This window comes from Spirillospora sp. NPDC047418 (assembly GCF_040643275.1).
GTDB lineage: Bacteria > Actinomycetota > Actinomycetes > Streptosporangiales > Streptosporangiaceae > Spirillospora.
Window position 1 is genome coordinate 1 of sequence record NZ_JBEYTW010000038.1, and the last position, 26,994, is coordinate 26,994.

Genomic DNA, 26,994 nt, shown 5'->3' on the forward strand with positions numbered 1-26,994 from the left:
TCCAGCGCTGTTCTCACGGTGGCTTGTGGTTGTTCCGGGCGCGCCCCCCCGCCTTGGGTTTCCCGGGGGGGGGCCCGGACCGCCCCGGCCGGCCCCACCCCGCCATGGATTCATACGGCCACCCCGCCTCGCCGTGTACGGCAACGGCACTGTGACAGCCGATGCCGCCCGATTCTCGCGGCCGTCCCGTGGCCGGTGTTCAGGTCGTCGGCTATCCGGATGATGTTCTCGCTGCGGGGCAAACCTCGTCTTCGAGGTCGCGGGGTCGAAGTTTCCGAGCATCGGGATGCGCGCCGTTCACCACGTCCGGCCAGTTCTGCGTGACGAATTGGGTGGAACGCGAATACAGGTCCTCTCGGGCGAGGCGGCGTAAGGCACCGAACAGATTCTCGTTGATCGTGGTGAGCTTGAGGATTGTGCGGACCGCTGCGCTGCGTGGCTGAACCGGAATCAATCGCATCTCGGCGGCGACGGTCGCCTTGGCCAGTTGGGCGTACTCGTCCAGCACATCCGGTCTCAGTTCATGGCCGAGCAGGCGCAGCGCTGCAAGGACGTCTGTAGCGTCGTCCAAGGCGGCGGCATCAGGCCGTACACGCCAGGCGCGGGCGGTGAGAAACGCGTTCAGCCGGCCGCGGGCATGCCGCCACGCCTCGTCATCATGGCTCAGGCCGGCGCCGCCGAGCGGCACGAGGTCCTGGGCGGTGGCGAGCACGTCGGCGGAGCCTCGGGCCGGGTCCTCGATCACTTCCAGCAGCGCACGGACGCCGTCGAGCGTGAGTCCGACGACCTCGGTGAGGACGCGGATGAGGCGAAGCCGCTCGACATGGGCGGGAGCGTAGTCGATCTGATTGCGGTAGGTCGCGCGGCCGGGAGGCAGCAGCCCCCTGCGCTTGTAGTACTTGATGGTGGGGATCGACAGACCGCTGCGGGCGCTGAGTTCAGTCATCCGCACTTCGCTCACCTCGTCACGCGCGCGGTCCGGTGGGGACCGCCCGCGGAGTCCGGCCCCGCCGCGCGGATCTTCGCGCATACGGAGGCTCCTACAGGTTGTAGGAGAACTATGGACGATCTCAGCGTGAATGGGGAGGCCCGTCGGCCCCCCATTCACGGAATCTGCGAGCTGCGGTCGGCTACGAGCCGCGGATCAGCGACCGGAATTCGGTGTACTTCATGCCGTTGACCTTGGCGACGTCGGGCACCTCGCTGAAGGTGCGGACGGCGCCGCCGCTCACCAGGTAGCGGCCCTCGGGGGAGAGCAGGACGTTGCGGCCGTCGGCCCGCTTGCCCTTGAGGATGAGGACGTACTGCTGCCCGGCGCCGTAGGCCGGGTCGTCATCGATGTTCGCCGTGGCACTTCCCGTCTGGAACACGGTGAAGGTGGCGGGCGTGCGGCCCTTCAGCCTTTCGACCGTGCGGAAGGTGACGGCCCGAGTGGGGATTCGGTTGACGCCGCCCGGTTCGCCGGCGGCCGGGACCACGATGTCGGCCCCCGGTCTGACGTTGACGACGGTGGCCCGTACGGCTTTGGAGCCCATCCGGGCCGCCTGGCGAACGGAGCCGGCGCGGTATCGCCAGCTGGCGAAGTACCGGGTCCCCGGAGTGGCGGTGGGGCCCTGCGCGCTCGCCGTGCCCGCGAAGCCGTACATGCTGTTGATATCGTTCCAGTTGTGCGGGACGGTGGTGGTGAGGTTGTTGTAGTAGCTCAGCCCCATGCAGCCGTCATTGGAGTGATCCAGCCCGAAGGTGTGGCCGATCTCCTGGCAGAAGATGCCGAGGATCCGGCTGGCGCCGGGATTGTAGGAGAGGTTCACCTCAGCGTGCGCGTGGGTGATGTAGCTCCCGCTCGAGTCGACGATGGTGGCGAGGCCGCCCCATCCGGTGTTTCCGTAGTATCCGTCGGCGACGCTGATGTCGCTGTGGGATCCGGTGCGGGGGAGCGACAGCACGGTGTGGCCGTCCCAGTCGTTCAAGGCCTGATTCGCCAGGCTCGAGTTGGATGCGGAGTTCCAGACCTGGATGGTGGAGCGGTTCCACTTCCAGTTGCCCCACTGGTGGGCTGAGGCGCTGTTCGTGTTCACGAAGACGAGCGGCATGCTTACCGCAGCCGTCAACGCGAGGACTTTCGTGGGCCGTCGCAAGGGATCCTCCTTCGACGTTTGGCGGGGGGCTTGGGAGTTCGATCAGGGAAAGCCGCGCGCTGCATTCCCCTCACTTCCCGATGTCTTCTGGACATCGGCCGCATGTGGCGAGCGGAAAGTAACCCCGCTGTTTCGGCGGTGACAAGGGGCGGGTTTGCGGGTTTCCCGGCTGACTTCGTGAACTGGGAGATCAGGGCGCCCGCCGAGCGGGTAGTCGATAGTCCGGCTATCCGTACCACCATGACGCCCCTGCGGCCGCGCGGGCCGTCGCGTCTCCAGCGGCCATTGACTACTAGGCCGCCTAGTAGCACTCTTGAGACATGACTGTCTCATCAATGCATACTTGGCGTCTCGGTCCGGGGTTGGGATCGATCATCGCGGGCAGCGGCGCGGTGTCGCTCTTCGCGACGTACTGGGACGATGCATGGCACACCGACTTCGGTCGCGATAGTGCCTGGATTCCGCCGCACGTCACGCTCTACGGTTCGGTGGCCGTCGCAGGCCTCGCGATCCTCGTCTGGGGCCTGACGGCCCTGGCCCGTCTCCGTTCCATCAGCGCCGTCCTTGGGCGGCCTCCGTTGGCGTTGGCCGCCCTCGGCGGCGGGTTTACGCTGGCGGCCGCCCCGGCGGATGCGGCTTGGCATGCCGCCTACGGCAGGGACGCGGTGCTGTGGAGCCCACCGCACATGCTCGTGGTGTTCGCTTCGGCGACGATGGCGATCGGAGTACTGGCCGGCCTTCGGACGACCCGGTCCGGACTGGTGGAGACCGCGGTCTCAGGTCTCGTGCTCGGCAGCCTCGTAATGGCGGTGCTGGAGTACGAAACCGACGTCCCGCAGTTCAGCGAGGCGTTCTATCTCCCGGTACTGCTGGCCGCCGCAATCCCGGCCGTGCTGGTCACGCGCCGCCTGGTGCCGCACCGTCACGCTGTCCTCAGAATGATCGCCGCTTATGCGCTGACGCGCCTGCTGACCACCGTCGTACTCGTGATCATGGGACGAAGCGCCCCCGACCTCCCGCTGGCGGTCATCGGGCTCGCCGCAATGGAGTTGCCTTGGCGCAGCACGTTCCAGAGGTACACCGCCGGGGCCGCCGGCGTCGCCGCAGCCGCATGGACGTCCGCCGCTCTCGGATGGACGGGTCAGTCGCCCGCGAGCGTGGGCGCAGTGGCGTTGCCCCTGCTCGCAGTGTGGCTGCTGTGCCTTGCAGCGGCACGCCGCAGGTCGCCTGTGCTCGGTGCAGCGGCGGCGGCACTGATCGGCATCGTGCTCGTGGTGAGTCCTGGTCGGCCGGCGCGAGCTCATGACCCCGGGCAGGGCGAGCCTTACGCAGAGGTGCGTCTCAGCGCTGTCACCGACAATGCCGGCGTCACGCATCTCGCTGTGCTTCCGGAAAGCCGCTGCAATGAGATGCAGCCATTGAGAGCAGTGGCGCGCAGGGCTGGACGGGAGGTCATCGGACGCCTCGGCCCCGTGGGCGGCTGCCGCTTCGAAGGGGCGTTGCGGTTGCCGCGCGGTGACCTGTGGTTCGTCTACGGGGAGTTCAGGACATCCGGAGGCGGAGACGCCGAGACCTGGATGCCGTTCAGGACCGGAGATAGAACGACGGTGACAATGCGGCGGGAGCTCTACCGCCCGGCCGGTGGCGGGGACGTGACAGGAGGCCAGATCGCTTGGGGAGCCGTCCTTTACGGGGTTGGTCTGTCGCTTCTCGCAGCGGCGTTGGTGCTGACACGCGCCCGTCGAAAGCCGGCTGGACGGTAGAGCGGGCGGGCCCGGGACCCCGCCCGCCCTACCGCGCGGTCCTACTGCTTGAGCAGGTTCTTCATCTTGGTGATCTCGGCGGACTGCGAGGTCACGATGTCCGTGGCCATCTGCTTGGCCGCGGGGAACTGCCCGGAGGACTGCTCGGTCTTGGCCATCGCCACGGCGCCCTCGTGATGCTTGATCATCATTTCGAGGAACGCCTTGTCGAAGGCCGCGCCCTTGGCGCCCTCCAGCTTCTTCATCTCCTTGTCCGTCATCATGCCGTCCATGCCGTGGCTCATGCCGCTCATCCCGGGCGAGGGCACCGACGCCCCCCAGCCGGTCAGCCAGGCGGACAGCTGCTTGATCTCCGGGTCCTGCGCCTTCTTGATCTCCGCGGCGAGCTGCTTCACCTCCGGAGACGAGGTGCGGATGGCGGCCAGGTCGGCCATCTCGATCGCCTGGCGGTGATGCGGGATCATCATCTGGGCGAACATGACGTCCTGGTCGTTGTGCTGCGTCTGCGAGCCGCCGTTGGACGGTGACGCGCTCGCCGGCATCGAGTGGCCGGACATCGGGGCCTTGGCGTTGTCGGAGTCGTTGTCGCCGCAGGCGGCCAGGCTGATCGCCAGGGCGGGGACGGCGACGAGCGCGAGTGCGCGCTTCATGGTGGTGGACCTTTCGTGTCGAGTGTCTGTGACTTCGGGGAGCCCGGCGCCCGCGAAGACGCCGCCGGTCTGTCACAGCCTCAGCACGCTCAGGCGGTACAGGGACGGCCTCGGTGGAGGCCGTCCTACGAGAAGGATTCGGATCCTGGTCAGGATCCGCCTCGCCACGATCACCGGCTCGCGCACGAACAGGGCGACGATCGCTCCGAGGAAGGAGATCATGGACAGTATCGCCAGGCAGACCTGACCGCCCGGATGATCCTGGTGATGATCACCGGGTTGGTCCTCGCCCGAGGATTGATGGACGGCTTTCGACGAGGATGGCGTCGCCTCGTGCCCGATGCTCATCGCCGTCAGCGGGACGCCCGCCGCTTCGGTGGGGCTCGGCGATGCCTGGAAGCCGTGCATCGCCAGGACGCAGAGCAACATGAGCAGGCCGAACGGCAGCTTCATGGCTTGCCCGCACCGTTCCGGTGACCGGTTCAGCTACCCCACCTGCCGTTCCATACCCCGTAGCGACCGTCCGCCCGGAAGACCGCCGGCCATTCCTCTCCCTGCGCTGCTCTGCCACGCCCATGGTAGCGAGGGATGGCCGGTGATCCGCCAAGGCGCCTCCCTGACCAGGACATACGTCTCCCGGCACGCTCCCGGCTCAATCGGGATCGCCTCGGTCAGAGGCCACGACTCGGTCATCGGCCACAACGACCGGCCATCGTGCGGTCGGAGGTGTTCGAGCGGATCGGCTCCAAATCGATGTAAAGGGTGTCCCAGAACGCCAGATCTTCGTCGTCCTGCAGTGTCGAGACCCGGCTCCAGAATTCGCGATCCTCTGCCTCGGCGGCGACGGCGGCCGAGATCACCGGCATGGCGGCGGTTCCGGCCTCGGACGCATCGAGGCCCGCCGGTGTGATGTCCGCGGGCAGTTCCACCGGCTGCTTGTGGTGCTTGCCGCGCTTCCGCACACGGATCGGCGGCTCCGCCGGAACGCGAGCAGCGATCGACTTGCCCGCCGCCAGCGCGGCCGTACCGCAGACCGCGATGGACAGCAGCCCTCCCAGCAGGACGTCCGGCTGGACGAGCGGCTGGTCGCCGGCCGCCTTCGGGCTCGCGCCCTGAGAGGTGACCGCCGTTTCGGGGCGCGTCGCCTCCGCGCCCTTGGACTCGGATGCGGGAGCCGCGTGCTTGGGGACGTAGTTCGTCTCGTCTTCGGTTCCCGGCAGCGGCTTGCCCGCCACTTTGACCTTGCCTGGGTAGCCGTAGCCGACGACGTCGCTGACGTCGCGCGTCTTCCGTTTGAGGTAGACGCCGTCGGTGTTGGCCTCGATCGTGCGCAGGGACGAGCCCTTGACGCTCTCCACCAGGCCGACATGGCTGATGGCGTCGATGTCCTTGGAGTCGGACCAGGCGAAGAACACCAGCGCACCCGGCTCGGGCTTGGTGCCCCACGCGTCCTTCTTCTTGAACCACTCGGCGTGCTGGATGGTGGAGGCGAACTCGCCCGCCCAGTCCTGTGTGTCGGTCTCGGTGGCGGCCCAGGCGAGGAACATGTCGCACCAGGGGGCGGTGGCGTAGTAGTCGTCACCGCCCTCGTAGGTCTTGCCGTACCAGTCGCCGTACTTCGTGTAGCCGCCGGCCTTCTCGCGGTATCCGAGTTCCTTCTTGGCTACTTCCAGCAGCTTCGCACCTACGGGATCCATCGGTTCTCCTTGACTCCGCCTGCCGGGTTAGCTGACGGGTTCGGGCCAGGAGCAGGCCCTACCGCGCGCGGCGGATTCACCCCAGGAACAGTGGGTCCCCGGCTCCCGCGGCGCTGGCGCGCCGATCGGGATTAGGCGGTCGGTCCGCGCCCCCCAGGCCGGGGAGTGGATCACGAACCGATTACGATGCAATGTAGTAGCACGTTCGCCGAGATGGCAACGCGAGGTCAAAGCCGACCACGGATCAGCTGCCTGCGGGCCGGTGTCTCCGCGCATCGTCGAGTGTCAGTACTGCCTGTTCAGGACGACTTGCATGCACCTGCCGACTTGTCGGGCGGACACGGCCAGTAGAGCTGAACCGGCCGTTCGCGGTCCGTCATAGCTACTATTGAAGGTAGTAGCCCTAGTTGATGTGCGGCTACTTGATCGTGGCCGGCGGCTGGCGTCGACGCAGCATGGCGGCTATCGTCACCTCCGACGCATCGTAGGAGATGGTACGCGAACCTTGCGGGAGGTCCGGGTGTTCAAGCCGAGCGGCCGCACGGTTCCCATAGTGATCGGCATTTCGGCGGTGACCACACTGACCGCGGACGTGGCGGTCCTGGCCGTCCGCTCGGCATCGCAAGCGCCTCCGGCCACGGTGGCGCAGGCCGGTGCGGCCCGGTTCCTGGCGGCGGGGCGTCCCGAACCGTCCTCAGCAGGGCTCGTCGCCCCCTTGACGTCGCGGCTCGCGCCGCACCTGCTCGTGGCCGCACCACGACCTCTCCCGCCCTCGGCGATCGCCAAGATCGCCGAGATGAAAGGCGTACGCGGAGTCGAGACGGTCGATGCGGCACAAGGCCGTCTCGCGGGCAAGTCCGTGACCGTCTTCGGCGTCGATCCTTCGACCTTCCGGCGCTACACACCGAAACCCACCGCGGAATCGGACGCGCTCTGGCGCAACGTCGCTGCAGGTGACATCGCGGTCTCCTTCGCACTGGGGACCGACGGCGGGGTGTCCCTCGGCAGCCAAGCGGCGCTCGACGGAACCGCTGGAAAGACCAGCCTCAGAGTCGGCGCGCTCGCCACGATGGGGATCGGTGAGGTCGACGCCGTGGTCTCGCGTCCAACCGCACGCACCCTGGGCATGGCGGAAGGCAATGCGCTGCTCATCAGCGCCGGGAAGCGCGACCTGACGAAGCTCACGCGGAGCGTGCGCAGGCTCGTACCGCGCGGGTCCAAGGTCGTATCCCTCGCCACCAAGAGCGGGACTTCCCCGGGCGCAGGTGCCCAGCTCCCGGACGCTCGCGGTCAGGTCTTGACCGCACTCCAGATCCGCACGGCGATCAAAGCGTCCGAGAGCAAGCTCGGGATGCCGTACGTCTGGGGCGGGGAGTCGGACGCCGAGGGCGGCTACGACTGCTCTGGAATCCTGCAGTATGCCTTCGGCAAGGCCGGTGTCCGGCTACCGCGGGTCGCCGACGACCAGGCGAAGGCCGGCTGGCGGATCCCGTTCGAGAAGGCCCGGCCCGGTGATCTGCTCACCTGGGCCCACGACCCCACCGCCCCGGGATACATCTCCCACATCGCGCTCTACCTCGGCGATGGAAAGATGCTCGCCGCACCGAGGCGCGGCACCGTCGTGCGCATCCAACCGGTCTACTTCAGGAACTTCCAAGGGGCGATCCGCATCAATCCGCGCCTCGCCGCCCGGCTGGCGGGCTGACAGGTTGGAATTGGATCTCACCCTGCCCAGCCGAGCTGGTCAGCGTTTCGAGCGCGGCCAGGATGCGCTAGGGGATTGGCGCTCAAGCGAAGAACCAGATGTGTATGGTCTCGGCATTAGCTCCCTGTTGCCGCCGGTGAGCGTCAGGTGGTGACCCTTTCATCGGCACGGGCCAGTGCGGAGGACGGCGAACAGCGGCAAGGAGCGGCCAGAGATGGGCGGTAACCACGCACACGGCAGTCACGCTCACGGCGGGCGGTCAGGGCTTCGCGGTCGGTGCGGATCGCGGTGCTGGCGGTCATTGTCCCGGTCGCGGTGGTGACGTTGGCGGCGGTGCTGTGGATGTGGCGGGACAAGCCCCCGGCGCCTGCCGGCGCGGGGCCGGCATTGAAGCCCGGCGGCCGACGACCGAACTCCCGCCGCCCTCGTGGCGAGGCGGGTCGAGCGCCCCTCTCCCATAGCGGCACGGCCGTCCCTCAGCGGCCGGAGTGACCCAAGGCTGCGGGCCGCTCCACCCAGCCTCGGCCTCAGTGCCGTGCCGGCGCCCACCCGTAGCGGACCTCACCCCTGCCCGGTTCGGCTGGTCAGCGTGTCGAGAGCGGCCTGGATCCGCTGTCCGGCCTCATCGGCGACCGGACGCAACTCGGGCCGCTCGGGGACGGCGACCATGACGCCTGGATCGAGCGGCAGCAGAGTCCCGCCCTCAGGCAGAGCGCGGACGACGACGTTGCACGGAAGCAGCAGACCGATCTCACGCTCGACGTCCAGAGCGCGGTGGGCGAGTTGGGGATTGCACGCACCAAGGATGAGGTAGTCCTCCATGTCCTCGCCGAGCTTGCTCTTAAGAGTGGCGCGGACGTCGATCTCGGTGAGCGTGCCGAATCCCTGGTCGGCGAAGGCTTCCTTCACCTGGGGAACTGCTTGGTCGTAGGGAAGGTCAAGGGTGGTGGTGCGCGCGTATTCCATGTCATTCGTCCACTGATGACGACCACGAATGCAGCATCCACCGGTGGCCAGCGGCTTGCTGCTGGTGAGCCGCGCCCGGGGGTGGGCGGTGCTACGTGCCCTCTGGCGTGACCACGGGTGGTTCCGACCGTCGTCAAGTTGTTGGATCGGCGTCGTCTTGCGGGAGAGGCAGTGTGCCGTGTGTGTCCTGCGCGTCGGCCACGGCCTCGCCGATGGGCACGAACTTGTGGGTGACCTGTGTGCCTTGAGCGATGACGCCGCTGGTGAGGACGGTGTTGCGGTGGCGCAGGGCCCCGTTGTCCCGGAGCAGGTCGTCAACGTCCCTTCTCGCTTTCGCCAGACGCTTCGTGAGTCGCAGGTGAACGAAGAGGCCGCCTATGGCGAGGCCGGGGATGAACCCGGCGAAGGAGGGCAGCCACAGCGTGGACGCCGCCGTAGCGATCATGGCGACCGTGGCCGCGATAACGCCGATGTGCTTCTCCAGCCAGTCCAGCGAGGCGTCGACGCGCCTGGGTATCTTCACCTCTCCGTCCTCTCTATGCGATGCATTACTAGGCCGGATCGTAGATGGGTTGGGTGTCTTGGTCGAGGGTGTTCGCTGCGACGACTCATCCCTGGCGGTCGAACCAGCCGAACCACCAGAGGCTGGAGACCGCCACGGCGATCCCCAGGATCAGGTAGAAGGGGCTGTGCCCGCCCGGAAGCATCCGAGTTCGCGTGAACTGTGTGAGCAGGTTAAGCACGATGGTCAGCAGCCCCAAAGTGGTAACGAGCCAGCCGATCCATCGATGCCAGGCGGGGCGGTAGCGGGTCGGCGCGCGGCGCGCCGCCGGTGGTCGGTACACCGCCTCGATCTTGGTCTGGCGCTTGGCTTTAGGGGACATGCGTCTCCCTCCCAATAATCTACTAAGGAGCATAGTAGTTTAATGGGCGGGTGCTGTGCCGCGGCGTCGGTGGACGCCGCGGCACAGATGTTCAGCGGGCGCCATAGAGGACGTTGAACGTCCGGCCGCCGTCCCGGGACTCGTACACGCTGCCGTCCTCGGCGGCAGCCAGCAGGTGCTGGGAGTCGACGGCGGTGAACGCGGCGGCCTGACCGCCGGGCAGTTGGCCCAGGCGTTGCCAGTCGCCGTCACCTGCCTTGACATGGATCTGCCCGTCCGGGGCCACGCCGATGAGCGTCTTGCCGCCCACCACGTCCACGTGCGTCAGGACGGGTGCGTCACTGACGGTCTTGAAGGAGCCTCCCGAGTCGTTGCTCTTCTGGAGGCCTTCGGGTGTGGCCGCATAGACCTCGTCGGGACGATCCTTGTATGCGCCGAGGTCGTTCACATCGAGGCGTTCGCCCAAAGTCCAGGTGCGCCCGTCGTCGCGACTGTGCCGCACGCTCTGGGTTTGGCTGTCGTAGGCGTAGAGGGTTTGTCCCGCTTGCTGGAGTGCGTGGAAATCGGCCTTCCCGGCTTCGGAGACCGTGGTCCACGTTTGTCCGGCGTCCGTGGACCGGATCAGGCCCAGATGCGGCGGGACGTCCTTCTTCTTCATATCGTCCATCGCCGGGTGACCGCTGGCGACGAACGTGCGAGGGCCGACGATCGTGAAGCCCATCGTGTCCTGCCGGTTCGTCCCCACCCGGCTGACCCGGTCGGGGGACTCGATCTTGAAAACGCCGAAGTGGGCTGCCACGTAGACGGATTTGTCAGCCGGGTCCATGGCGACGCCGTGAATGTGCCCGATCTGCGCCTCGGCGGAGGGAGCGGGGGCCTTGGCGTCATCGGCCTCGGCGCCGCACGCCGCCAGGACGATCGCGCCGGCGATCAGGGCCAGCGCATGGAGCGGGCGTACGGCACGGGTGCGCGGGAAGCGCAGGTTCATGTCGGCTCTCCGATCAGGCCTGGTAGCCGAGCAGGGTCATCATCCCGGACTCGGCGTGGTAGATGTTGTGGCAGTGGATCATCCACTTGCCGGGGTTGTCGGCGTCGAAGTCGACGTCCAGTGAACGGTTCGGGAGGACGATCGCGGTATCCTTGCGCACCCCGGTCGGTGCCACGGCGAAGGTGTGGCCGTGCAGGTGCATGGGGTGCCACATGGTGGTCCGGTTGACGAACGACAGCCGCACCCGCTCTCCCGAACGCACCGGGTACAGCTGCTTCGGGTCGTACTTGCGCCCGTTGATGGCCCAGTCGTACTTCATCATCCCGCCGGTCAACTCCAGGCGGACCGTCCGGTCCGGACGCCGGTCCTTGAGTTGCACCGCGTCGGCCGGGCGCAGGTCGCCATATCCGACGATCTTCTTTTGAAGCTCCCGGGGCCGGGCGTCCGCGGCGGGTGCCTCGGCGGCGGTGCTGGTGCGGAGGATGGCGCGGGCGACGGCCTTCTTGCCTTCGGCGAGGGCGGTCAGCGGGAACGCCCCTGACTTCACCGTGACGATTGCGTCGTAGCGTTCTCCCATCCCGAGCAGGAGCGCGTCGGTCTCGACGGGTCGCACGGGAAAGCCGTCCGTGTGGGTGACGGTCATGCGGTGCCCGCCCAGCGCCACCCGGAACGCGGTGTCGCCGCCGGCGTTGATGAACCTGATCCGGATGCGGTCGCCCGGCTTGGCGCGGAAGGTCTCCGGCTCCTTGGCCAGCCGGCCGTTGATCAGGAAGTACGGGTAGCGGACGTCACCCGCGTCGCCGCCCAGCAGCTCGCTCTCCGCGCCCATGAGCATGTGCCCGCCCACGCCGGACGAGCCGGGCGCGGGAGTCTCGGTCTGGTCGCCCATGTCCATGCCGGGCATGGCCGAGTGGTCGCCGCCGTCCATGCCCATGCCGCCCATGCCGCGGCTCAGCTCGGCGAGCACCTGCTCCGGGGTGCCGGTCACGTCGTCCAGCCAGTCGTCGAGGACCACGACCCATTCGGCGTCGTAGGACAGCGGCTCCCGGGGATCCTCGACGATCAGCGGCGCGTACAGGCCGCGGTCGAGTTGGGTGCCCGAGTGCGGGTGGAACCAGTACGTCCCGGGGTGCGGGGCGGTGAACTCGTACACGAACTCGGCCCCCGCCTTGATCTCGGGCTGAGTGACGCCTGGGACGCCGTCGTCGTCGTTGCGCAACGCCAGTCCGTGCCAGTGCACCGTCGTGCCGGTGGGCAGCCGGTTCGTCACACGGGCGCGCACTACCTCGCCCGCCTTCACCCGGATCTCTGCGCCGGGAAGGCGCTCACCGTACGTCCAGGTGCGGACGGTCCGCCCTCCGAGGTCGACCGCACCTTCACTCGGGATCAGCTGGAAGTCGCGGACGGCAGCACCGGCTTTCCGGCGGGCTGCCTCCGCTTTGCGGACCTCCGCGCTGTTCGGCGAGACGTAGCCGGACTTGCTTTCCGTGCCGCCGCATGCGGCGAGGGTGGCGCCGCCGGCCACCAGGAGTCCCGCGCGCAGGACAGAGCGTCGATCGATCGGTTTCATGATGTGAGGGCCTCGCATTCAGTCATGCGGATGGAAGGAGATCGGGCATGAACCGGGCACGTGTGGACGTGGCGAGGCATACGGAAAGGGCGGCCTCGCGACGGTCAACGGCACCCGGCCGGACCGCTCCTAGATCCGCAGAACCGCTAGACGAGTCAGGGACAGGCCGAGTCCCGGCGGCCCACGTGGATCGGGCAGACAGGCCGGTCGCAGCCGGGAGGGCTGGTCGTGCGGTGATGACTGAAGCCGCCACGCCGACCGGCGTAGCGCGATGAACAGCCCGGCGGCGACCAGTACCGCGAGGCAGACGACGGACGGATCCGAGACCATCCCGGCACCAGGGGCAGTCGCCTGGGCAACGTCGTGGAAGGCCGACGAATGCATCGCACCTGGCGATGTCTCCTGAGCGGCCGGTGTCGGCGAGTTCACGTGGTGGACGGCCATCGTCCGGCCATGGGACGTGGCGACCGCGCCGCGATCATGGTCGACCATGTGTCCGAGGGTGTGCATGGCGACGATGCCGAGGAGCACTGCACCGAGCAGGAGCGTCCACGCGAACGCACGACGAGGACCCCTCGGCCGGACTCCGCCTGCTGCCCGAGAGGGATCGGCATGCTTACGGTCGCACATCAGGAAGCACGATAGTAGATGGGCGAGAGCTTCATGACCTGACTGTCGTTTCGGGACCGAGTGCGCCCAGCGGCGTGACCCAAATCTCAGCATGCGGGGCGTGCGTCCAAGGCGTCTCCCAGGTTCTCGGTCCGGCCGCACCACCGATGCGCGTATTCTACTATGCCTCCTAGTATTTGATCTCTGGAGGTGGTTTCGCATGGTGCGGCCCACGTCATCGGTGCTGCGGGTCCGAGCGCGAACGGGGGCGGGGTGCCTGGCAGCCCTCCTGGTCGCGACCACGGTGGCGGGCGGGCAGTCGGCCGCGGCGGAACGTTCCCTCACCCAACCCAAGAAGGACCCCGCGGCACAGCTGGCTGAGCTGGAGAAGCGCAAGAAGGCCCTGGAGAAGGACTACCGAGGCCGGATCGAGAGCCTTGAAGATCTGAAGAGGAGCGCGTCCAAGGCCGCGCGGCAGGCAGGGCAGCACGAGCGTGAGCTGGACGCCGCCCGCACCCAGATTCGCGCGCTGGCGGCAAGCTCCTACATGCAGGGCGCCCCGTCCTCCATCCCTGTCCTGCTCAGTACTGACGGGTCCTCCCTTAAGGGCGCCACGACGCTGGAGTATCTGGCCCGCAACGGCGACCGGCGCATCCAGGCGGTCGCGGGCCTGGCGTTGGAGGCGGAGAAATCCCGGCGGACCGCCCAGGCGAAGGTCGACGCGGTCCGCCGCGAGATCGCCGAGCTGGAGAGCAAGCGCGCCAAGGTCCGCAAGCTCCTCGCCAAGTACCGTGCCGAGAACCCGCGCCGTGGCAGGCCCGACGGCGTCTCGGGAAAGACCAAGTCACCGTTGGTCGGCAACTACATGACGCCCCGCATGCGAAAGGTCATGCTGGAGATCGACCAGAAGTTCGGCCCCTTCCCCACGATCGGCTGCTACCGCGCCGGCGACCCGCAGGACCACGGCTCCGGACGGGCCTGCGACTTCATGGAGAGCACCGCCGGCAGGATGCCGACCGCCTCGGCGACCGCGCACGGGGACTCGGTGGCCAACTACGTCATCGACAACGCCGCACGCCTCGGCATCAAGTACGTGATCTGGCGTCAGCGCATCTGGGATTCGCGCCGCGGAGGCGGATGGCGCCAGATGGAGGACCGAGGCGGCATCACTCAGAACCACATGGATCACCCGCATGTCTCGGTGCTCTGAGATCGACCCCGGGAACCGTCGCCATGGGTTCAGCGGTGTCGGCCTGGCCGACGAAGACGGCGGTGTACTCGCCGAATCCGCCAAAGGGCGAGAACAGCGAGGACGGCCGGAACCGAGAGAGCAAGCGCTCTCCACGGGGTGACGAACGATACGAGGGCCTCACCGCCATCGCTCTGCTTGCCAGGGTCCGTTGGCGGCGGCGAGCCAGAGCCTCCGGGGGACGGACTGGGCACTTCTACACGGTTCGCCCACACCGTGAGCCGCGATCGGCGCTTGTCACCCGTCGGAACCGCGATGGCCCAGACGTCCGGTCGGACCACCATGCCGAGGGATTGACCGAGTTCCTTCCATCCGTCGGTCGGTGCGCCTCCCAAGCCGCGTACTCGGGACCAGGCCCCTCCCCCTTGCCGCCACAGAGTGAAGTCCACTCGGTCGTGTTTGAAGACGCCCTGCACCAGCAGCAGAGCTCCGTGCTGGTCATATGCGGCGGTAGGGGCCATCGGCAGCCCGTCCGCCGGCGGTCCAGACTGTGTCCTCCATTCCCGCCCATCCGTCGAACTCGCGATACGCACCCGTTGCCCGCCAGCCGCCGCCTCGGTCCAGCCGATCGTCCGCACCCCGTCGGGACGGACCGCCAGTGCGGGGATGAACAGGTTCAGCGGCATGCCCCGGCGCGGAAGTAGCCGTGGCCGTTTGCCCGCCCTGACGGCGGTGGAGGTCGTCCGGCCACCGGGTTCGATCTCGTACACGATGACGTCCTGCCTGCGTCCGGTTCGCCAGCCGGCCACGGCGGCGATGATCTGCCCGCGTGCCGTGATGGCGAGGCTCGATCCGAAGACGGCCGGGTCCCGGCGCGGCAGGCGGCGTTGTGCGAAACCGCCGTTGCCGCGCCGCCAGGCCACCATGGTTCGGGACGCGGCCGGTTCGGCGCGGCAATGCGCTTTTCGACCACGGGACCAGGTCCAGCTCAGGGCCGCGAGACCGGTCCCGGCGTCATAGGCCATGGACGGCCGGTCCAGGAAGGCGCCGCGTTCGGGGCCGGCCACCCGGCTGTAGGCCAGCTGGCCGCCCGAGAGCCGGGCGAGGAAGATCACCGATCCGGGCAGGCATCCGGGCGGACCGCTGCGCGCGGCGCCACCGGAGATCAGCAGTGATCCGTCCGCGGCGAACGCCAGCCCGGGGTCGAAGCTGCGGGCGAAACCGGGCGGACGCACGGTCCGCGGCTTGGACCACGTCCGCCCGCCGTCGCTCGACAGGGTCACTTGGATGCGCGTGGGGTTCAGGTAGGGATCGGCCGCGACGGCGATGCGCGCCGGATCACGGGGGTCGACGGCGAGTGCCGGCTCGGCCATCCGGCCGGATGGCGCGATCAGCGGCGCCGATGCGCGCGGCTGCTCCGCCGCGGCGGCCGGGAGTGGGGACGCGAGCGGGAACAGGCACCCCAGAAGGCATGACGAGCTCGTGATCGCGGCTCTCCGCATCGCCACCCCCGGCCGATTCGAGCGATATCTACTATGCATCCTAGTAGTTGCTACTACTATGCGACTTAGTAGATACCTGGTCGGAGGAGGCCGCATGTCGGATGGGCTGCGCAACACCTGGAACGAGCGAGTCGACACCTGGCATCACCACGTCACCAACTCACCCGCCTTCGAGAAGGTCCGCGACGAGGTGCTCCGCCTCGCGGACGTCCGAGCCACCGACCGATGCCTGGACCTCGGCGCCGGCACCGGTTTCCTGACGCTCCCGCTCGCCGGGCACGCCGGGCACGTCACTGCCGTGGACATCTCCCCGGCCATGGCGCAGGACCTTCAGCAGCGCGCCGTGGAGGCCGGGCACGACAACGTCGAGTCGATCGCGGGCGACCTGAACATGCTGCGCATACCGGCCGCGTCCCTGGACGTGGTCGTCTCCAACTACGCCCTCCACCACGTGACGAATCCGCAGAAGCGCGAACTCGTCGCGCGCGTCCACGGCTGGCTCAAGCCAGGGGGACGCCTGGTCGTGGCGGACATGATGTTCGGCCGGGGACTCGGCGCCGACGACCGCAAGGTCCTCGGCGCGAAGGTCAAGGCGCTCGCCGCCAAGGGCCCCGGCGGCATGTGGCGGATCGCCAAGAACGTCACCCGGCTCGGGCTGCGGCTCGGCGACGAGCAGCCGGCCCCGCCGGACTTCTGGCGGCGCGCGTTCACCGATGCGGGGTTCAGCGACGTGGGCCACATCCAGGTCGTCCAGGAGGCGGGCATCGTCTGGGGGAACGCGCACGCCGGTCCTCCGGTGGTCGGAACCGGTGCAGACGTCTCCACGCCCACCTGATGCATTTACCTACGAGGCCTGGTAGTAGATACCATGGAGGTTGGACGATGACGATGAGAGCCGAGCGCATGACGGACGGAACGGCGCGGCAGTGGCATCACCATCTGCTCACCGAGTCGGCTTCGGCCGCGCTCAGCGCCGAGATCCGGCTCAGGGCCGCACCACGGCCGCAGGACCGGTGCGTCGACCTTGGCGCAGGGGTCGGCATGCTCGCCATCCCACTCTCCGGCGAGGTCGCCGAACTGGTCGCGGTGGAGCCGTCCAGGGTCCTGGCGACGAGGTTGGCAGCACGCGCGCGTGAGTCGGGTTGCCCGGACATCAGGACGGAGAGCGTCCGGATCACCGAGCTGATCATGCCGCGCCAGAGCTGCGATCTGATCGTGAGCGGCCTGGCCCTCCACCACTGCGACAACCCTGAAAAGCGGGCGCTGGTTCCCCGCGCGCTGCGCTGGCTCCGCCCGGGAGGACGGTTGGTGATCGCCGACCTGATGCCCGACCGGACGCGGTCCGCCGGTAGGCGCCGACAGTTCCTGAGCGATTCGGGGTCCTGCGGAAGAGGGCGAATCGATCGCAGCGCCGGCCGGTTCTTCCGGTCGACGCTCCACACTCTCCGCGAGACGACAGCGACTGGAGAGTTCTGGGTGGAGGCCTTCGAGGACGCCGGGTTCCGCACCGTAGGGCACCGTCAGCCGGTACCGGGCGTCGGAGTGGTGTGGGGCACCGTCGAGCCGAATTGATCTCGGCACGCGCTAGCGAGAGAAAACTACTATGGACTGTAGTATGCAGAGCCGATCCAGCAGGCGGGACGTCGGAAGGCGGTAGATCATGCCCGGGCAGCGCTTCGGCGACCTGGAGGCCGCGGTCATGGACCGGATGTGGTCCTATGGCCGCCCCGCCAACGTCCGCGAGGTCCTTGAAGACCTTCAGCGTGAGCGGTCGATCGCCTACACCACGGTGATGACCGTGATGGACAACTTGCACAAGAAAGGATGGCTGCGTAGGAAGCGCGTCGGGCGCGCTTATGAGTACGAGGCGGTCGCCTCGCGAGAGGGCTACACGGCCAAGCTCATGCGTGAGGCGCTTGCGACCAGCAGCAACCAGGCCGCAGCGCTCGTCCACTTCCTGTCCGACTTGTCGCCAGAGGAAAGCGAAGCCCTGCAAGCGGCTCTTAACGTCGTGAAGCCGCGGGATACCACGTGACCGCGGTCGCCACCCTCCTCGCCTATGCGGCGCTGCTGGGAATCCTGGGTCCCCGGCTGCTGCGCGCCCGCGGATGGGCCGACCGGGCTCCACGGCTCGGTGTGCTCGCCTGGCAGGCGGCCGGAGCGTCCGTCATCGCCGCGGTGGTCCTCGCCGGCCTGATGCTCGTGGTGCCGATCGTCCGGGCACCGCACGGCCTGGCGGACCTGCTGGCGGCATGCCGCCTGATGCTGCGCGTGCACTACGAGGTCCCGCCACAGCCGGTCGCGGGCTACGCCGGGCTCTTCGTGGCCTGCGGCGTCCTGCTCTGGACGGCCGGACATGTCCTGACCGCCTTCATCGCGACCGCGCTTCAGCGGCGCCGACACATGCAGACGCTCACCATGGTGGCCCGCCGCCGCCGGGACCTGGGCGCCCTGGTCGTCGATTACGATCAGCCGCTGGCCTACTGCCTGCCAGGACGCCGACGCTGTGTCGTGCTGAGCACGGGGGCGCTCGAACGGCTTCCCGAGGATCAGCTGTCCGCGGTCCTCGCCCACGAGCGCGCGCATCTGGCGGGCCGCCACGATCTCGCGATCAACCTCGCCGTGGCATTCGGCCGTGCGTTCCCCACCGTACCGCTCCTCCGCGCCGCCAGGGCGGAGGTTCCCAGGTTGCTGGAGTTGCTGGCCGATGACGTGGCCGCCCGCAAACACGACCGCGTCACCCTCGCGGCGGCGCTGGTGGCCGTCGCCGGCGGCCGGACGCCGACCATGGCCATGGGGGCGGGCGGTGGCACGGCACTTCTGCGGGTCCGCCGCCTTCTCGCGCCCCACGATCCCCTGTCCCGCGCAGGACGTCTCACCGGCAGCATCGGTATCGCCCTGCTTGTGACGCTGCCGCTGGCTCTCGCTGCCAACCCGGCCATTACGGCGATCCTCGAACGCCACTGCCACTTTCCGGTGTAACGGCCGAGCCGGGGTCACAACCCGACGGGGCCGGCCTGGTATGCGTAGATGCACGGCGTCGCCCTCTTCGACCCCATATCTGCTTCTCCACGGGCGAAGGACCACGCCCGGATGGACGTGCACTGCCGGACAGCTCGTATAGGTGACGATGACGTCGACCGGCTGGCCGTCCGAGATCCCCAAACAAACTCGGACGGTCCAGTTCCTGGCCCCGGTCCCACGAAGGATGGCGCTGCACCGCTATCGACCCGCACGGGAGCATCTCCCCGCTCGGGTTGAACTTGCGGCAGCGTCCCAAGGCACGTCCCTCTACTACTTCGTCGAATAGTAGAGGGTGGGTGCGGGGCGTCCGGTGGGCTGGCCACAGGGATGGCAGCACAAAGACGTCCCCGTCACCCCGGGGGCGGGTGACGGGGACGCGGTACGGGGGGTTCGGCGCGCGGTGGTCAGGCCACGCGGACGCCGCCGGCGAACGGGCGGCCGGAGATCGAGCTGATCTTGACGACGTCGCCGGTCTGCGGGGCGTGGACCATCTTGCCGTTGCCGATGTACATGCCCATGTGGTGGAGGTCGCTGTAGAAGAAGACCAGGTCGCCGGGCTTGAGCTGGCTCTGGGAGACACGCGTGCCAGCGGTGAACTGGCTGCCGGTGTAGTGGGGGAGGCTGATGCCGACCTGGGCGTAGGCGTACAGCGTCAGTCCCGAGCAGTCGAAGCCCTTGATGTTGGCGCCCTGGGCGGTGCCGTAGGACGGGCCCGACGCATTGCCGCCGCCCCACGAGTACGGAACGCCGCGCTGGCTCAGGGCCGCCCTGACCGCCCCCATGGCCTTGGCCGAGGCCCCACCTGGATCAACGTTCGGGGCGGGTCCCGCGCTGGTGCGTCCGCCGGACCCAACGCCCAGCTTGGCTTCGACCTTCTTCAGCTTGGTCTGGAGCTCCTTACGCTTCTTCTTCGCCTCGTCGGTGAGCTCGCGCACCTGCTTCGCGCGTGCTTCAGCCGACTTGCGGGATCGTTCCGCGGATTGCATCGTCTGGAGCAGGTGGGCGACACGGGTGCTGTCCTGGCGGGCGAAGTAGTTGAGCGTGGCCGACTTGTCCAGCACGGCCTGTGGGTCGTCCGCTGAGGCGAAGGCGACCGCCGGGTCCGTCGGACCGTTCTTGTAGCTGTCGGCGGCGAGCTTGACGATCCGGTCCCGGGCCTCGTCCAGCGCCTTCTTCTGGCGGACGGCGTTGCCCTCGGCCACCTTGGCGGCGCGCTGCGCCTGCTGCAGGCGCACGCGCAACCCGTTGTACTGCTCGCTGAGCTTCTCCGCCTCGTCGGCGAGCTTCTTCTGCTGAGCAGTCAGCTCTTTGCGGGTCGGCTTGGGCTCTGCCCAAGCGGGCGGGGGAGCCACGAGCGTCGCGGAAACGGCGATCGATGCCGTCCATGCCGTGCTCATGATGAACCGGCGGCGGATCGGCGTTCTCTCTCCGGCAGCTCGTCGCTGCATGCACTGTCCTCTCCAGTACGCCTACCGGGTGAGCTGGCGGGTTCGGGCCGGAGTCGCCCTACCGCTCGGGGGAGCGGATTCACCCCAGTGGAAAACGGTTCCCCGGTTCCTCGGACGGCGCGGGGCCGCGGGATTCGGCGTGGCCACCGCTGTCCCCGGCGGGGACACCCCACGATGGCTCCTACGGAGCGTAGGAGATAGCGGCCTCATTCGCCACCCAAGCGGCCGATTGCGACAAACCGCCTCTGGAGTCTCAACGATGTGTTAATGACCGGCCGGTAAGGGACGGCCTCAGCAGATCTCGGACAGCTGCACGATGGTCGCGGCGGCGACCAGGAGGGGCGTGGCGACGGCGATGGTGACGAAGGCGGAGGCTGCCGCCCTGGCCGCCCGGCGCGGCTTCACCGCCTCGGCGGACTCCAGCCGCAGCACTCGTTCCGTGAGCGCCCCTGTGGAGGGGCCCGCGGCGCCGAGGGCGCCTGCCACACCTGGTGTCGCCGCGAGCCGGCACAGGGCGTCGACGAGCGTCCGCCTGCCACAGGCCCGGGCCGCCGCGTCGTCCGCGGCCATCTCCAGCAGCAGCGGCAGGGTCTTCTTCGCCCGGCGGACGGTCGGCAACCAGGGCAGGAGCGCGTAGGCGAGGTCGAGGATGAGTAGCATCGTGTGGTGCCGCTGACGTAGATGCGTCCGTTCGTGGACCAGGACAGCGCCGAACTCTTCGGGAGTGAGGGTCTCCTGCGTGCCGGTGCTTACCACGATCGCGCGCTGTCGGGCGGGGAGCGAGTACGCCACGGGGACGGGGTGGTCGAGGACGAGTACGTCGTCGTGCCGTCCATGCTCCTTGGCGACGAGCCGGAGCATCTCCCAGTGCCGGCGCCGGTGCCGCACGGCTCGTCTGAGCCGCGGCAGGCTGCGGACGAGCCTAGAGCAGCAGGCCGTCAGCAGCACCAGGCTCGCGGCCGCTGCCATGATGATCGCCTCGTCGCCGTGGTGCGGCAGGCAGTTGCGCAGCCACTCCAACAGGCCGTGGCCGGGCGCCGGCGGCGACAGCAGCGCCACCGCGACGATCCCGATGTCGGCGATGAAGGTGCCGGCCAGAGCCGCGAACCAGCAGGCGATGGCGATCCCCGGATGCGCGGCGGGGCGGCGGAGCCGATCGAGGGCGGGCCCCGCCAGGCAGCCCAGCAGGACCGCCGTGGACACCAGACTGATCACGAGGTAGATCACGCCGTCATTCCCCCTGCTCGCCGGACGTCCGTTGGCGCAGGGCGTCCAGCAGGTGGCGCGCGTCCTCAGGCGGGACGGCTTCGGCGAACCTCGCCAGGATGCTGCCGTGGTCGTCGGACTCGGTGAGCGCGTCGAGCATCAACTCGACCGCGTACTCCTCCCGCGCGCGGGTGGGGGCGTAGCGGAAGGCCGTCCCGTCGGGGGTGCGCCGCAGCAGCCCCTTCTGCGCCAGCCTCTCGGCCACGGTCTGGACGGTGTTGTAGGCCAGGGCCTTGTCGGCGTCCTCGTTCAGCTTCGCGAGCAGCTCACGCACCCGCAGCGGGCCGGGCGCGTCCCAGAGCACGTCCATGATGGAACGCTCGAGTGCTCCACCCAATCCGGCCACGCGCCACCTCCGTCCTGCGCACATTGTGCCGGAGAATCGGCTGTGGGCGGGAACGCGGGCTGTCGCTCGCTACCGGCACGTGATGCGGGGCTCGGCCTGATACGTGGTGTGGAACTTCTGGCGGCGCACCTCCTTCCCGTTCTGCTTGAAGATGCGCCAGACGTCGATCTGGAAACCCTCCGCACCGGGCATCGGGATGCACTTCGGCCCCGACTCGGTCTTGCTCTCGAAGCTCTTGATCGCGTACTTCTCGGAACTCTTCGATTCGATCTCGTAGCGCTTAGTGCTCCAGAAGCTCACGGTGAGGGACGTGTCGGTGTAGGCCGTGTCGACGAGGACGCCGTACGGCGAGTCGTTGCGCCACCGGAAGTCCGGCTGGGGGAAGGAGACGGTCGACTCCCGTCCGGCCGGATAGCGGGAGATGTAGTACGAGTGAGGGGTGTGCTGGACGTCCTGCAGCCCACCGAAGAACACGGCGTTGAACATCGTCGTCGCGAACTGCGAGATCCCGCCGCCGACATCGTCGACGTACCGTCCGTTGAGGATCATCGGTGCCTCGACAAAGCCGCGCGCCTTGTCGCGCTTGCCGACGATTCCGTTGAGGGAGAAGGTCTCGCCGGGCCCGACGATGTAGCCGTCGAGGATGCCGGCGATGGTGTGGATGTTCTTGACCCGAGGCGCGCAGCACGGATGGCGCGTGGTGAAGGAGCTGATCTTCTGCTTGATGCCCATTTTGCGGGCCTGGTCGGTCGCGACTCGCGGCTTGTCGACGGTCATCGGCACGCTCACCTCACGCCCCTGCGGTCGCAGGACCGCTCCGGCGACCGCGTCACCGAGTGCTCGGGAATCGACTCCCCGGCCTTCCGTGGAGGGAACGAGCCGAAGCTTGCCCGACTTGACCTTGAATGTCGCATCGCGAGCCGGGCGCTCAAGATCACGCAACCGCGTCCCTAGCTCCCGCGCCAACGCCGGACCGTCGACACGTGGACCCACCTTGCCCGAGTCATCAGGTGCGAAGACCAGGTGGGGAGCGAAGCTCTTGGGCTCCACCGTGATCTGCTCGCCATCGACGGCCAGGGTGATCGGCCCGGAAACGGCAACCCGGGCCGGGCCCGCCGCGACCTGGCGGATCTCGTTCGCATCTGCCTTCGGCCGCAGCGGGCTTGTCTGCAGTTCCGGAGTGGTGGGCTTACCCTCCAGCGCCGCGAGGAAAGCGGCCTTGACCGGAGCGGTGGCCGTGCGAGCGTCCAGCCCGACGCCCGGTTGCGGAAGTACGGTCTCGGGTGTGGTGCCGTGGAACTTCACCGCCCCTTCCCGTACGGGCGTGCCGATCCGCTTGTTGATCTGGCCCAGAGCGGCGGCGAACCGGGTCTCGTCCATGCGGATCTGAGGAGTGATCTCCCGTCCGCCGAAGACGGCGGAGAAGACCGAAGTGAACCCGAACCTGCCTTCCAGGGCCGCGTCGACGGTCGCGCGGGAATCCAGGGACAGCCCGGCCTTCGCAGGTTCAAGCGTCACGTCCTGGCCCCGTACTCGAAGGTGGAGTGCTTGAGCGGCGCGTGGACCGAGTTTCCGGTCGAGGCGTTCCACGGCGTCCCGCTCACTGAGCCCGCCGATGTCGACCCCCAAGGCCGTCGTTCCCCGCAGTACGTCGTTCCCGGCGTACGCCGCCGCGCCGCCGTAGCCGACGACCGTGACGATGACGAGGGCCGCGACGGAGAGGATCAGCGCTCGCCGGGGCCGGCTTCGGACGGCCAGGACGATCCGGGCGACGGGTGGTTTCGCCGTGTCCTCAGACGACGGACGCGTGGTGTGCACTGCCACCTCTCCTCCGGGTGCGGTCCCCATGCCGAGACCAGACTACTAAGCACCGTAGTAGAAAAGTGTCGAGAGCATGCCGGGTCGAGCAAGGCGACCCTGGCTGGAGTGCATGGAGAAGCCTCCCGTGTGCATATGTACGTCTCGTAGTTCGTGTGCGAGCGGTCGGAGGTTCACCAGTACTCGGCTCGGCAGGCCAAGTATCTCCTAGGCTCGCGTAGTACTATGAATGTGTAGTAGCAAGGTGCCCTCGGAGGGAGAACAATGACCACTACGCCTTCAGGTTCGTCCGGCATGGAAAGTGAGGACGGCTGGAACAGCACGACTGGACGCCACTGGGTCCAACACGAGGATCGCCACGACCGGATGCTGGCGTCCCTTACATCCCGGCTCATGGGCTCGGCCGGGATCTCCGGGACGGACAAGATCCTCGACATCGGCTGCGGATGCGGCGAGACCAGTCGCATCGCCGCACGGCAGGCCCCGGAGGGTGAGGTCCTCGGCGTCGACATATCGGCACCGATGCTCGGCCAGGCCCGTACGCGAGCCGAGGAAGAGGGCCTGGCCAACCTTCGCTTCGAGGAGGCCGACGCCGCGACGGCGCACCTCCCGGACGCCTACTACGACCTCGTGCTCAGCCGGTTCGGCGTGATGTTCTTCGACGACGCCAAGGCGGCCTTCGAGAACATCTCGCGATCTCTCCGCCCAGGCGGCCGGCTGACCTTTCTCTGCTGGCAGGAGGTCATGCAGAACGAGCACATCGTCGTCCCATTCAGCGTTCTCGCCGCACACGCGCCGGTACCGGACATTGGGGCCCCGGATGCTCCCGGTCCGTTCTCGCTCGCCGACCCCGAGCGAATCCGCGCACTGCTCACCGAGGCCGGCTGCACCGACATCAAGATCGAGCCGCTACACGAACGGCTCCGCCTGGGGTCGGATGTGCCGGACGTCCTGGCCTACTTCCGCGACCACCCGGCGGCCTCGTCCAGCATCACCGCCATGGACGACGCCACGCTCGCGAAGGTCGTCGACGAGCTGACTGAGGCGATCCGGCCGTTCCAGACTCCCGAGGGGGTGTTCTTCGGCTCCGCCGCCTGGCTGGTCACAGCCCGGCACTGACCAACCGCATCCGACGTCCGCGGTCGGGTGTGCCGTGCGCGTTCAGTTCTCCACCGGTGCAACGGACTCGGCGCGAGGCGAGGGGAGGCGGCACTCTCGGAGGGCCCGCAGGCGCCGACGGAGCGCCTCGGCCAGCAGCAACAGCGAGGCCACCGCGAGCACCGGCTGGAACGGCGCGAAGTAGGAGAGCGCCCCGCCGAACCCGATGGCGAGCACCACGAGCTTGTTGCACACCGGGCACCCGACCGCGAACAGGGAGACCAAGCCGCCGGCGAACGCCTTCTTACTCTGATTCACCACCGGACGCACCGGAGCGACATACGTCGCCAGGAGCAGGCCCTCCAGGACGGCGGTCAACCCGAGCACGGGGTAGTTCCACCACAGCACAGGGGTCATCCGTGAGTAGAAATCGGTAGGAACCACCCCAGTCGGCACCCCGATCAACAAGACCGTGACCGCGGCCCCGACCAGGCCGACGCCCCACTGCCGCCGCGTCCAACTCCGCATCACGACCTCCTGTGCTGAAAGATCTACTATCAAGGATAGTAAGAGATCGTGCGGGCGGCCAGGGCCCTTCTGTCGGGCGGCGGGGGGAGCCGGCGGTGCCGCGAGGTGCTGTGCAGCCTCTACTCGAACCGGACCGTGCGCCCTCGACTGGACGGCGCCCACAGCGGTCGGTGGAGAAGCCTAGGTTGAACCGAGATAGGCCCAGGTGAACAGGGCCGCGCGGTGGCGGTGGCGGCCGGTACCGGTATCGGATCGCCGTGCGGTTTCCGCAGAAGGTCAGAAATTTCCGCCCACACTCAGGATTATTTACCCCTCCGGGGTATGTTAGCGTCCTCGCGACATACCCCTTAGGGGTACATCTTTCGAAGGGTGGACTGTCATGTCCGCAGATCCGAGGCGCTGGTGGGCGCTCGCCGTGCTCGCCACCGCCCAGTTCATGGTCATCATGGACACCTCGATCATCGGGGTGGCCCTGCCCGACATGCAGCGCGAGCTCGGCTTCAGCCAGAGCGGCCTGCAATGGGTGTTCAACGCCTACGTGGTCGCCCTCGGCGGGCTGCTGCTGCTCGGCGGCAAGCTGTCGGACCTCTTCGGCGCGCGGCGGGTGTTCGCGGCCGGGTGGCTGGTGCTGATCGGCGGGTCGGTGGTCGCGGCGGCCGCCACGGGCGCCGAGGCCGAGATCGTCGGCCGCGCGGTCCAAGGCGTCGGCTCGGCGCTGATCGCACCGTCGGCGCTGACGCTGCTGATGGTGCTGTTCTCGGCCCGGCCGAAGGAACTGGCCAAGGCGATGGCGTTCTATGGCGCCGCGGCCCCGGCCGGAGGCACGGCCGGCGTGTTTCTCGGCGGTGTCATCACCGAATGGCTGAGCTGGCCGTGGGTGTTCATCATCTACATCCCGATCGGCCTGCTCACGCTGGCGATGGTCCCGGCCGTCCTGCCGGACGTTCCCGGACGGCGTGCCGGGCTGGACGTCCTGGGTGCGCTCGCGGTCACGGCCGGGCTCGGTCTCGCCGTCTACACGATCGTCCAGGCGCCCGGGCGGGGCTGGGACTCCGCGGCGACCGTCCTGCAGCTCGGCGGGGCCGTGCTGCTGCTGGCGATCTTCGTCGGACTGCAGCGCGTCGTCCGCAGCCCGCTGATGCCGCTGTCGGTGTGGCGCACCCCCAACCTGGCGGGCGCGAACGTCGCGATGACGCTGCTCGGCGCCGCGTGGATCCCGATGTGGTACTTCCTCAACCTCTACCTCCAGCAGGTCCTGGGGTACGGGGCGTTCCCGAGCGGCGCGGCGCTGCTGCCGATGACGGCGCTGATGATGGTGCTGATGGTCGGGGTCACCGGACGGCTCATCGCCCGGTTCGGCACCAAGCCGCTGATCGTCACCGGTCTCGTCGTCCTGGCGGGCGGCCTGGCGGTGCTGTCCACGATCGACGCTGGCGGGAGCTTCGTCACCGACGTGCTGCCGGGTTCGGTGATCTCGGCGGTCGGCATGTCGCTGGTCTTCATCCCGGCGACCATGGCGGCGATCGGGGGAGTGGCCCCCGAGCAGGGCGGACTGGCGTCCGGAATCGTCAACACCACCTACCAGGTCGGCTCGGCGATCGGCCTGGCCGTGATGACCGCCATCGCCACCTCGCAGGGTGCGGATGAGCTCGGTGACCTGCCCAGCTTGACCGACGGTTTCCAGGCCGCCTTCATCGGGGCCGCGGTCGTCGCGCTGGCGGGTGCCGGACTCGCCATGGCCACGCTGCGGACCCCCAGGGTCCAAGACACGGAAGAGCACCTCAAGGAGAAGATCCAGGCATGAT

Annotated in this window: 26 protein-coding genes and 2 riboswitches; of the genes, 9 read left to right on the forward strand and 17 right to left on the reverse strand. The window is 68.5% G+C overall.

Features of this window, described 5'->3' with window-relative positions; translation table 11 throughout:
• Window positions 1-211: 211 nt before the first annotated feature.
• Both ABZ806_RS23180 and ABZ806_RS23185 read right to left on the reverse strand, forming a co-directional pair.
• A complete protein-coding gene (locus tag ABZ806_RS23180) occupies window positions 212-1,030 on the reverse strand; it encodes a MerR family transcriptional regulator (RefSeq protein WP_500219444.1) in 819 nt (272 codons plus the stop codon).
• A 100-nt stretch (window positions 1,031-1,130) separates the two neighbouring features.
• Window positions 1,131-2,111, reverse strand: a complete 981-nt coding sequence (locus tag ABZ806_RS23185) for a zinc metalloprotease (protein WP_500219445.1) — start codon at window positions 2,109-2,111, stop codon at window positions 1,131-1,133.
• Between the two features lie 389 nt (window positions 2,112-2,500).
• Here ABZ806_RS23185 and ABZ806_RS23190 point away from each other — a divergent pair, with 389 nt between their 5' ends.
• Complete coding sequence (locus ABZ806_RS23190) at window positions 2,501-3,901, forward strand: hypothetical protein (protein ID WP_500219446.1); 1,401 nt, start codon at window positions 2,501-2,503, stop codon at window positions 3,899-3,901.
• A gap of 41 nt (window positions 3,902-3,942) precedes the next feature.
• On the opposite strand, the gene ABZ806_RS23195 is transcribed toward ABZ806_RS23190, so the two are convergent.
• The 3 genes from ABZ806_RS23195 to ABZ806_RS23205 all read right to left on the reverse strand — a co-directional run bounded on the left by ABZ806_RS23195 (window position 3,943) and on the right by ABZ806_RS23205 (window position 6,248).
• Window positions 3,943-4,551, reverse strand: coding sequence for a DUF305 domain-containing protein (locus tag ABZ806_RS23195; RefSeq protein ID WP_500219447.1), 609 nt, complete (start codon window positions 4,549-4,551; stop codon window positions 3,943-3,945).
• A 72-nt stretch (window positions 4,552-4,623) separates the two neighbouring features.
• Window positions 4,624-5,004, reverse strand: coding sequence for a DUF6153 family protein (locus ABZ806_RS23200; protein ID WP_500219448.1), 381 nt, complete (start codon window positions 5,002-5,004; stop codon window positions 4,624-4,626).
• 236 nt (window positions 5,005-5,240) lie between these two features.
• On the reverse strand, window positions 5,241-6,248 hold the full coding sequence (locus tag ABZ806_RS23205) for a CHAP domain-containing protein (protein ID WP_500219449.1): 1,008 nt from the start codon (window positions 6,246-6,248) through the stop codon (window positions 5,241-5,243).
• A gap of 1 nt (window position 6,249) precedes the next feature.
• A riboswitch (cyclic di-AMP (ydaO/yuaA leader) is annotated at window positions 6,250-6,396 on the reverse strand.
• 372 nt (window positions 6,397-6,768) lie between these two features.
• On the opposite strand from ABZ806_RS23205, the gene ABZ806_RS23210 reads away from it, so the two are divergent.
• A complete protein-coding gene (locus ABZ806_RS23210; protein ID WP_500219450.1) occupies window positions 6,769-7,953 on the forward strand; it encodes a C40 family peptidase in 1,185 nt (394 codons plus the stop codon).
• A 561-nt stretch (window positions 7,954-8,514) separates the two neighbouring features.
• Here ABZ806_RS23210 and ABZ806_RS23215 read toward each other — a convergent pair.
• The 6 genes from ABZ806_RS23215 to ABZ806_RS23240 all read right to left on the reverse strand — a co-directional run bounded on the left by ABZ806_RS23215 (window position 8,515) and on the right by ABZ806_RS23240 (window position 13,192).
• Window positions 8,515-8,919, reverse strand: coding sequence for a DUF302 domain-containing protein (locus ABZ806_RS23215; protein ID WP_500219451.1), 405 nt, complete (start codon window positions 8,917-8,919; stop codon window positions 8,515-8,517).
• Window positions 8,920-9,052: 133 nt separating this feature from the next.
• Window positions 9,053-9,442 (reverse strand): hypothetical protein, encoded by a 390-nt coding sequence (locus tag ABZ806_RS23220; protein ID WP_500219452.1) that lies wholly within the window; start codon window positions 9,440-9,442, stop codon window positions 9,053-9,055.
• Window positions 9,443-9,527: 85 nt separating this feature from the next.
• Window positions 9,528-9,803, reverse strand: a complete 276-nt coding sequence (locus ABZ806_RS23225) for a hypothetical protein (RefSeq protein WP_500219453.1) — start codon at window positions 9,801-9,803, stop codon at window positions 9,528-9,530.
• A gap of 91 nt (window positions 9,804-9,894) precedes the next feature.
• Complete coding sequence (locus tag ABZ806_RS23230) at window positions 9,895-10,791, reverse strand: F510_1955 family glycosylhydrolase (protein WP_500219454.1); 897 nt, start codon at window positions 10,789-10,791, stop codon at window positions 9,895-9,897.
• A 13-nt stretch (window positions 10,792-10,804) separates the two neighbouring features.
• On the reverse strand, window positions 10,805-12,361 hold the full coding sequence (locus ABZ806_RS23235; protein WP_500219455.1) for a multicopper oxidase family protein: 1,557 nt from the start codon (window positions 12,359-12,361) through the stop codon (window positions 10,805-10,807).
• Between the two features lie 129 nt (window positions 12,362-12,490).
• Complete coding sequence (locus ABZ806_RS23240; protein WP_500219520.1) at window positions 12,491-13,192, reverse strand: DUF6153 family protein; 702 nt, start codon at window positions 13,190-13,192, stop codon at window positions 12,491-12,493.
• Here ABZ806_RS23240 and ABZ806_RS23245 point away from each other — a divergent pair.
• Window positions 13,191-14,180, forward strand: a complete 990-nt coding sequence (locus tag ABZ806_RS23245; protein ID WP_500219456.1) for a coiled-coil domain-containing protein — start codon at window positions 13,191-13,193, stop codon at window positions 14,178-14,180. The genes ABZ806_RS23240 and ABZ806_RS23245 overlap by 2 nt on opposite strands.
• Before the next feature lie 29 nt (window positions 14,181-14,209).
• Here the strand turns inward: ABZ806_RS23245 and ABZ806_RS23250 are convergent, their stop codons facing one another.
• Entirely contained in the window at window positions 14,210-15,532 is a 1,323-nt protein-coding gene (locus tag ABZ806_RS23250) for a hypothetical protein (RefSeq protein ID WP_500219457.1), read from the reverse strand.
• A gap of 223 nt (window positions 15,533-15,755) precedes the next feature.
• Here ABZ806_RS23250 and ABZ806_RS23255 point away from each other — a divergent pair, with 223 nt between their 5' ends.
• The 4 genes from ABZ806_RS23255 (at window position 15,756) to ABZ806_RS23270 (ending at window position 18,643) form a co-directional block, all read left to right on the forward strand.
• Window positions 15,756-16,496, forward strand: coding sequence for a class I SAM-dependent methyltransferase (locus ABZ806_RS23255; protein ID WP_500219458.1), 741 nt, complete (start codon window positions 15,756-15,758; stop codon window positions 16,494-16,496).
• Window positions 16,497-16,543: 47 nt separating this feature from the next.
• Window positions 16,544-17,233 (forward strand): class I SAM-dependent methyltransferase, encoded by a 690-nt coding sequence (locus ABZ806_RS23260; RefSeq protein WP_500219459.1) that lies wholly within the window; start codon window positions 16,544-16,546, stop codon window positions 17,231-17,233.
• Window positions 17,234-17,321: 88 nt separating this feature from the next.
• Window positions 17,322-17,696 (forward strand): BlaI/MecI/CopY family transcriptional regulator, encoded by a 375-nt coding sequence (locus ABZ806_RS23265; RefSeq protein WP_500219460.1) that lies wholly within the window; start codon window positions 17,322-17,324, stop codon window positions 17,694-17,696.
• Window positions 17,693-18,643, forward strand: a complete 951-nt coding sequence (locus ABZ806_RS23270; protein WP_500219461.1) for a M56 family metallopeptidase — start codon at window positions 17,693-17,695, stop codon at window positions 18,641-18,643. Before ABZ806_RS23265 ends, ABZ806_RS23270 begins: the two co-directional genes overlap by 4 nt.
• A gap of 446 nt (window positions 18,644-19,089) precedes the next feature.
• Here the strand turns inward: ABZ806_RS23270 and ABZ806_RS23275 are convergent, their stop codons facing one another.
• The 4 genes from ABZ806_RS23275 to ABZ806_RS23290 all read right to left on the reverse strand — a co-directional run bounded on the left by ABZ806_RS23275 (window position 19,090) and on the right by ABZ806_RS23290 (window position 23,569).
• Window positions 19,090-20,133, reverse strand: coding sequence for a C40 family peptidase (locus ABZ806_RS23275; protein ID WP_500219462.1), 1,044 nt, complete (start codon window positions 20,131-20,133; stop codon window positions 19,090-19,092).
• 3 nt (window positions 20,134-20,136) lie between these two features.
• Window positions 20,137-20,283, reverse strand: a riboswitch (cyclic di-AMP (ydaO/yuaA leader).
• Between the two features lie 141 nt (window positions 20,284-20,424).
• Window positions 20,425-21,360, reverse strand: coding sequence for a M56 family metallopeptidase (locus ABZ806_RS23280; RefSeq protein WP_500219463.1), 936 nt, complete (start codon window positions 21,358-21,360; stop codon window positions 20,425-20,427).
• Between the two features lie 4 nt (window positions 21,361-21,364).
• Window positions 21,365-21,769 (reverse strand): BlaI/MecI/CopY family transcriptional regulator, encoded by a 405-nt coding sequence (locus ABZ806_RS23285; protein WP_500219464.1) that lies wholly within the window; start codon window positions 21,767-21,769, stop codon window positions 21,365-21,367.
• A gap of 45 nt (window positions 21,770-21,814) precedes the next feature.
• Window positions 21,815-23,569 (reverse strand): VanW family protein, encoded by a 1,755-nt coding sequence (locus ABZ806_RS23290; protein ID WP_500219465.1) that lies wholly within the window; start codon window positions 23,567-23,569, stop codon window positions 21,815-21,817.
• A 288-nt stretch (window positions 23,570-23,857) separates the two neighbouring features.
• Between ABZ806_RS23290 and ABZ806_RS23295 the strand changes: the two genes are divergently transcribed.
• Window positions 23,858-24,682 (forward strand): class I SAM-dependent methyltransferase, encoded by an 825-nt coding sequence (locus ABZ806_RS23295; RefSeq protein ID WP_500219466.1) that lies wholly within the window; start codon window positions 23,858-23,860, stop codon window positions 24,680-24,682.
• Window positions 24,683-24,724: 42 nt separating this feature from the next.
• Here the strand turns inward: ABZ806_RS23295 and ABZ806_RS23300 are convergent, their stop codons facing one another.
• Entirely contained in the window at window positions 24,725-25,078 is a 354-nt protein-coding gene (locus ABZ806_RS23300) for a hypothetical protein (RefSeq protein WP_500219467.1), read from the reverse strand.
• 490 nt (window positions 25,079-25,568) lie between these two features.
• Here ABZ806_RS23300 and ABZ806_RS23305 point away from each other — a divergent pair, with 490 nt between their 5' ends.
• Window positions 25,569-26,993 carry an MFS transporter gene (locus ABZ806_RS23305; RefSeq protein WP_500219468.1) on the forward strand — a complete coding sequence of 475 codons (1,425 nt, stop codon included), beginning with the start codon at window positions 25,569-25,571 and terminating at the stop codon, window positions 26,991-26,993.
• Window position 26,994: the final 1 nt, after the last annotated feature.